Source organism: Mucilaginibacter sp. P4_G9 (assembly GCF_056400985.1).
In genome coordinates, this window is sequence record NZ_JBFUKF010000702.1 from 1 (window position 1) to 1,577 (window position 1,577).

Genomic DNA, 1,577 nt, shown 5'->3' on the forward strand with positions numbered 1-1,577 from the left:
GGTCAAAGAAGAGCGTGAAGGTAAATTACGCAACTTTAGGGTACTTACCTTAAAAGGTGATCATATAACGAAAGAACAAAAATCAGAAAATACCGGTGCCGAGCGCGGCAAATTGTTCCCAACCGATATTGGCGCTGTAGTAAATGATTTCCTGGTACAATATTTTAAAGAGATAGTCGACTTTAATTTTACCGCCAGTGTTGAAAAGCAATTTGATGAGATTGCCCAGGGCTTAAAAGAGTGGACAGATATGATCCGCAAATTTTATGATCCTTTCCATAAAGGTGTTCAAAGCACTATTGAAACTGCTGATAAAGCCACCGGTGAACGTGAATTAGGTGTTCACCCCGAAAGTGGCAAAAAAATGTCGGTACGTATTGGTCGTTACGGTCCCTTTGTACAGGTTGGCGAAAACGCTACAGACGAGAATAAAGAAGAAAAGCCACTTTATGCCAGCTTAAGAACCGGCCAAAGTATAGAAACCATCAGCCTTGAAGAAGCTTTGGAGCTATTTAAATTGCCTAAAGTTGTTGGTGAATATGAAGGCAAGATAATGAAAGTTGCTATTGGCCGTTTTGGGCCGTACATCAGCCACAACAGCGCGTTTGTTTCTTTACCAAAGGATATTGATCCGCTGGATGTTACCGAAGAACAAGCTATTGAGCTGATTGAAGCCAAACGGAAAAAAGATGCCGAAAAGCTGATCAAAGCGTTTGATGAGGATCCGGAAGTAAAAGTATTGAATGGCCGGTGGGGCCCTTACATAGAATTTGGCAAGCTAAATGTTAAGATCCCGAAGGATAAGGATCCCCTGACCCTAACTTATGAAGAATGCAAGGCCTTAGCTGATGCCATGCCTAAAGATGCAAAAAAGGGACGCTTTGGTAAAGCGGTTGCTTCTGCAAAACCGGCAGCCAAGAAAGCCCCTGCTAAGAAAAAAGCACCGACTAAGAAAAAGTAGGTTATTGGTGAATGGTTGATTAGGTGAATAGTTGTAATAGTAAGTCGTCTTCTATTAATATACAACCACTCACCTAATCAACCCAATCAACCACTCACTAAATAAAAAAAATGATAAAAGACCTCCCAGATAACAGCGTTAAAGATATTGCCATAGCGGTAGCTCTGGAGCGCGAAAGTGTGGAGAGCAAAATTTGGTACGTATACCTCATTAACCTAAAAAATGAGCCTATAGAGAACGTACTTATTACCTCAAAAGGTTATGGTGAAARGGATGGCGAACAGGTAAAAACCTCTACTTTAAGACACATGATCCCGGTTGTGGGCAGTAAGGGCTTTAAGCTTATCGAGCCTATTGATGAGCAAACTTTCGGCCTTAATAATGAATATTGGCTCAGTTATTATATCGGCACAAACATCTTCGATAAAAAATTCATTTTCCTGCCAGAGAGCATTGTAGAAATGAATTTCATCAAACTCCCGGTTTTAAATAAACCTGGTGTCATGATATTGTAGTTGTCATTGGTCATTAGGAAAGCTGCCCTGACGAAGATTGTTTTAACTCTTTAACATAATCAAACAACTCACTATCCACTACTCCCCACTCACTATTAAAT

2 protein-coding genes are annotated in these 1,577 nt (G+C 40.4%); both read left to right on the forward strand.

The features are described from left to right. Positions 1-961: topoisomerase C-terminal repeat-containing protein (locus tag AC1DPZ_RS26860; RefSeq protein WP_477409272.1), on the forward strand; the 961-nt coding region annotated here is incomplete at its 5' end. Between the two features lie 110 nt (positions 962-1,071). Next, positions 1,072-1,476 (forward strand): hypothetical protein, encoded by a 405-nt coding sequence (locus tag AC1DPZ_RS26865; protein WP_477409274.1) that lies wholly within the window; start codon positions 1,072-1,074, stop codon positions 1,474-1,476. Positions 1,477-1,577: the final 101 nt, after the last annotated feature.